Raw genomic sequence first — 5,414 nt, 5'->3', positions numbered from 1 at the left:
GTGGGACCTTCACCCGATGGGCGCCCGAGCGGACAAGAACCGTACTGGAGCGGCTCGTTGCCACTCCCGAGGCCGGTCTCGATCATCTGGTGGTCGCCGGCGCGGAGGAGCGCCGGATGCTGCTGTCCCTCGGGGGAGCGCCGGTGGCCCGCCCGTCGTCCTCGCTGCACGATCTGATCGTGCGGACGGCCGAGCTCCACCCCTCGCGGGTGGCCGTCACCGCCGGGGACGAGTCGCTGACCTACACGGAACTCCTCGCCCAGGCACGCGCGTTCGCGGACCGGCTCAGGGCCGAGGGCGTCCGTCGAGGCGATGTGATCGGAGTGAGTACCTGGCGCTCCGTGGAACTCCCCGGGGTGCTGCTGGGCATCCTGCTGGCCGGCGGTGCGTATCTGCCGCTCAGCCCCGAGGCACCGCCCGCCCGGCTCCGGACCATGATCGAGACGGCTTCCGCGCGGATCGTCGTATGCGCCGAAGAGGCCGCGGGAAAGGTGCGGCAGGCCGCGCCGGACGTGACCTCGCTGACCCTGTCCGGCGTACGGCTGTCAGGGCCGCCGCCCTCCGCCTGGCCCGGCCCCGGAACGGCAGACGGGGTCCAGGCCCGGGCGGACGACCCGGCGTATGTCCTGTTCACCTCCGGCTCTACCGGGCGCCCCAAGGGCGTCGTCGTTCCGCACGGCGCCATCGTCAACCGTCTGCTGTGGATGCAGGACCACCTCCGTCTCGACGGATCGGACATCGTCCTCCAGAAGACCCCGTTCGACTTCGACGTGTCCGTGTGGGAGTTCTTCTGGCCGCTGCTCGTCGGGGCCCGCCTCGCGATGGCCCCGCCGCTCGCGCACCTCGATCCCGAGGAGATGGCCGAGACCATCGTCCGGGAGGAGGTCACGGTCGCCCACTTCGTGCCCTGCGTCCTGGAGCAGTTCCTGCGGGAGCCGCGGGCCGGGGAGTGCACCCGGCTGCGCCGGGTGGTGTGCAGCGGTGAGGTGCTGCCGCCCGCGCTGGCGAACCGGGCGGCCTCGATGCTGGGGGCCAGTGTGCACAACCTCTACGGACCCACCGAGGCCGCGGTCGACGTGACAGCCTGGGACTGCCGTACACCCGAGCCGGGCCCCGCCGTACCGATCGGCGGTCCGATCGACAACGTCAGTGCCTACGTGCTGACTTCGAACGGTGAACCCGCGCCCTTCGGAGCGGTCGGCGAGCTCCATCTGGCCGGGGTCTGCCTCGCCTCGGGGTATGCCGGTGCTCCGGATCTCACCCGCGAGCGGTTCGTTCCCGACCCCTTCGCGACCGGGCCGGGCGGACGGATGTACCGCACGGGCGACCTCGTGCGATGGTCCACCGCGGTGTCGTCAGCCGACGGCCGCGCGGTCCTCGACTACCACGGGCGGATGGACCAGCAGATCAAGATCCATGGGGTGCGGATCGAGGCGGGGGAGGTCGAGCACGTGCTCGACCAGCATCCGAAGGTGCGGGCGAGCGCGGTCGTGAAGACCGAGGCGCCCGGCGGGGACCGGCTGGTCGCCTGTCTCGTCGTCGACCCAGACGACCCGCCCGGCCGGGCGGAGCTGCGCCGTCACGCCCTGGCCCATCTCACCCCCGCCATGGTCCCGACCCGGTTCACCGTCCTCGACCGCTTTCCGATGACCGCCAGCGGCAAGATCGACCGGTCGAGGCTGCGCGAGCTCGGTCGGCAGGGCGGCTCCGCACCACAGCAGGAGGCCTTCCCGGCATGAGCTCCGTTCTCTTTCCGCTCGACCCCGGTAGCCGGCAGCAGGAGCCGGCGTCCGGACTCCCGCTCGTGGCCGTGCCGCACGCGGGCGGGACCGCGCACGCCTTCCGCGGCTGGACGACACCGGCCCGGAACCGGGGGATCGAGGTGTTCGGCACCCGCACGGCGGCGCCCGCCGCAGGCTCCCCGGCCCCGAGTGTCCGGGACCGGGCCCACCGACTGGCCCAGTCCCTGGCCGAACTCGGTGAGCCCTACGTCCTGGTGGGCCACAGCCTCGGCGGACTCATCGCCGCGGAGGCGGTCCTGCGTCTGGAGCAGCACCATCCCCAGGCAGTCCCCGCGCTGCTCGTCGTCTGCGCCACCAACCCGCCCCACCTGCCCCGACCCATGCCCGTGCCGAACGGGACCGAGGCGGAAGCGGTGGACTTCCTCCGCGGGGCGGGCGGCACACCGGCGGACGTGCTCGAAGACCGCGGCATGCGCGAACTGGCCGTCGCGATGCTCCTCAACGACCTCGCTTCGCTGCGCGGCTTCGCATGGGACGGCCGTCGTCTCACCACCCCCACCGTCGTGTACGCGGGCCGCACCGACCCGCTCGCCCCGCCCGAGTCGCTCGCCCGCTGGACGGGCGCCGCCGAGTCGGTGACGACCCGGGACTTCGACAGCGGTCACTTCTTCCCGCACGACCGGACGGCGGAGGTGCTCGACGCGATCCGGCTCGATCTCGCCGCCCGCGACGCACCCCAGGTCATCGGTCGCCCCCACCACGCCCACCGGCCCTGACCTCTGGAGCTCCTCTATGTCCCGCATCGAGACGCCGCTGTCCTACGGCCAGCAGCGCATCTGGTTCGTCGAGCAGGTCGCGCCCGGGAACGTCGCCTACATCAACCCCGACGTCAGGATTCTGCGCGGTGCGCTCGAGGCCGACGCGCTCGGCGCCGCCGTCCGGACGGTCGTCGAGCGGCACGACGCCCTGCGCACCAGGATCACCCCCGCGACCGGCGGTCAGGAGCCCATGCAGTGGGTCGAGCCGCAGGCCGGACAGCCACTGGAAGTGGTGGAGATGTCCGCCGAGGACCTGTCCACCGACGCACTGCGGCCGGACATCGAGGCCTTCGTACGGGAAGCCGCCGGGCGGCCCTTCGACCTGGCGTCCGAGTCACCCATGCGCGCCTACCTGCTGCGCTGGAACCCCACGCTGCACGCGCTGGTCGTGATCGGGCACCACATCGCGCTGGACGGCTGGTCCCTGACCAATGTCATCGAGGAGATCGCCCTCTTCTACAACCGCGAGGTCGGCGCCACTGACCAGAAACCCCGGGAAGTGAAGGTCCAGTACCCCGAGTTCGCCGCATGGCAGCGGGAGCACCTCGACGAGGACCGGATCCGGGAGGAGACCGAGTTCTGGCGCGGCTACCTCGAGGGAGCCCCCGCGGAGATCGAGCTGCCCTGGGACCGTCCGCGCCCCGAACGCCGTGACATGACCGGCTCCATGATCAACGTCGTACTGCCCGACGAGATCCACGACGCGGCCCGGCAGCTCGCGTCCACGGCACGCTGCACCCTGTACATGGTGCTCGCGGCGGCGCTGTCCGTGGTGCTCACCAGGTACTCCGACCAGCGGGACGTCGTGCTGGGCACGCCGGTCGCCGGACGGACCAGGACGGAGTTCGAGTCCACCGTCGGACTCTTCCTGAACCTGATCTCGGTCCGGGTCCAGGTCGACGACGAGGCCTCCTTCCTGGATCTGCTCAAGTCCACCCGCAGCTCCAGCCTGAAGGCGATACAGCACCAGGAACTCCCGTTCGACCAGGTCCTCCAGGGCCTGTCGGTGCAGCGGCAGGACAATGTGTCGCCGGTCTTCCAGGTCTCGCTGTCCGTCGCCAACCTGCCCGACCTGCCCTTCGAACTGGCCGGTCTGGAGCCGACCGAGCACATCTGGGTCGAGCTGAGCGGCGCGCGGTACGACCTGACGACCACCTTCGTGCCCGAGGCCGGCGGCCTGCGACTGCGGCTCCAGTACGACACGGCCCGCTTCGACGAGAGCACCCTGCGCACCCTGGTCTCCCACCTCGGCCAGGTCCTGCTTCAGACGGCCGGCACCCCGTCGGTGCGGGTGGCGGACCTCGACCTCGCCTCCGAAGAGGAGAAGAACCGGGTGGGCGAGTTCTCCGGGCTGGGCACCGTCGAAGCCGCCGCCCGGCCCGTGCCGGACGTCCTGACGCGGTTCGGTCAGGCAGTGCGGGCCTCGCCCGACCGGATCGCGGCACGAACCGCGGACGACACCCTGACCTTCCGGCAACTGGACCGGGAAGCCGACTCGTTCGCCGACGCACTGGCCGCCGACGGCATCGGCCGCGGCGATGTGGTCGCGGTCCGTCTGCCGCGCGACCTCGACTTCCTGACCACCGTGCTCGGCGTCTGGAAGCTGGGCGCGGTCTTCCTCCCGCTCGACGCCGCGCACCCCGCCCAGCGGATCGCCTACATCCTCGACAACGCCAACGCCCGGCTGGTGGTGACCGACGAGGACACGGACGCGATGGCGGGGGTCCGCACGGTGAGCCCGGCCGGTCTGCGGGGTCGTACCGCCGAGCGGGCCGCCCGCCCGGAGGCCGAGGCCGAGATGACCGCGTACATCATGTACACCTCGGGATCCACGGGTGATCCCAAGGGCGTGGCCGTCGCCCGCACCGCGCTTTCCGCCTTCTGCGAGGCAGCGGTCGACCTCCTCGGGTTCACCTCCGACGACGTCTCGCTGAGCCTGACCACCACGTCGTTCGACATCTCCCTGCTGGAGTACCTGGTTCCGCTGCTGGCCGGCGCCTCGGTCCACCTGCTTCCGGAGGGAGCGACCGACCCGGCGGCGGTCGGGCGGGCACTGGCGACGACCCCACCGGTGACGTACGTCGGTGGCACTCCCACCGTGTGGAAGTCCCTGCGCGAGGCGGGCGTCGAGGTCACCAACGGCACCAAGCTGATGCTCGGCGGCGAACCGCTGCCCGGCGAGTTCGCCGCCTACCTGGACGGACGCGGGCTCGCGTACTGGAACTTCTACGGACCGACCGAGGCCACGGTCTACTGCACCGTCCAGAGCTCCGACGGGGACGGGAAGGCCCAGGCCGCACCGGTCGAGACGACCTCCTGCGTCGGCGCCCCCTTCGGCCTCAACCGCGCCTACGTCCTGGACGCGTCCTACCGGCCCTGCCCGGTCAACGTACCCGGCGAGATCTTCCTGGCAGGCCCCCAGGTGGCCCAGGGCTATGTGGGGCAGCCGGAGCTCACCGCCAGCCGCTTTCCGCTCGACCGGATTGCGGCGGACGGATACCGCCGCTATCGCACCGGGGACGCGGGGCGCTGGGACGCCCAGGGACGGCTGCGCTTCCTGGGGCGGCTCGACACCCAGGTCAAGGTACGCGGCTTCCGGGTCGAGCTGGAGGAGATCGAGAAGCGGCTGGCGGAGTGCCCCGGCGTCGCCGACGCGGTCGTCGGCGTCGATCCGGAGACCGCCGACCGGCTGATCGCCGGCATCATCCCCGAGGGCGACGCCCTGCCGGAGGCGGCCGAACTGCGCGAGCAGCTCTCCCGGACGCTGCCCCCGTACATGATCCCGTCCCTCTACGTCAGGCTGGACGCGCTGCCGATGTCGGCCGCGGGCAAGCTCGACCGGCGCGGCCTGGCC

3 protein-coding genes are annotated in these 5,414 nt (G+C 71.9%); all 3 read left to right on the top strand.

Annotated features, from left to right (window positions below; all coding sequences use genetic code 11):
* Window positions 1-1,739, top strand: a 1,739-nt coding sequence (locus tag ACFTZL_RS40275) for an amino acid adenylation domain-containing protein (protein ID WP_382594131.1), incomplete at its 5' end; no start/stop codon positions are given.
* Window positions 1,736-2,518 (top strand): thioesterase II family protein, encoded by a 783-nt coding sequence (locus ACFTZL_RS40270; protein WP_382594128.1) that lies wholly within the window; start codon window positions 1,736-1,738, stop codon window positions 2,516-2,518. The genes ACFTZL_RS40275 and ACFTZL_RS40270, both read left to right, overlap by 4 nt.
* Window positions 2,519-2,534: 16 nt before the next feature.
* On the top strand, window positions 2,535-5,414 hold a 2,880-nt coding region (locus tag ACFTZL_RS40265; RefSeq protein ID WP_382594125.1), incomplete at its 3' end, for an amino acid adenylation domain-containing protein.

It is taken from the genome of Streptomyces sp. NPDC056948, assembly GCF_042674225.1.
Taxonomy (GTDB): domain Bacteria; phylum Actinomycetota; class Actinomycetes; order Streptomycetales; family Streptomycetaceae; genus Streptomyces; species Streptomyces purpurascens.
Note: the sequence above shows the minus strand (reverse complement) of the source record. Positions and strands in the feature narration are given on the sequence as shown.

Bases quoted from the DNA above. Each gene is read 5' to 3' on its own strand.
- ACFTZL_RS40270 (WP_382594128.1), top strand. From the start codon at position 1,736: ATGAGCTCCGTTCTCTTTCCGCTCGACCCCGGTAGCCGGCAGCAGGAG.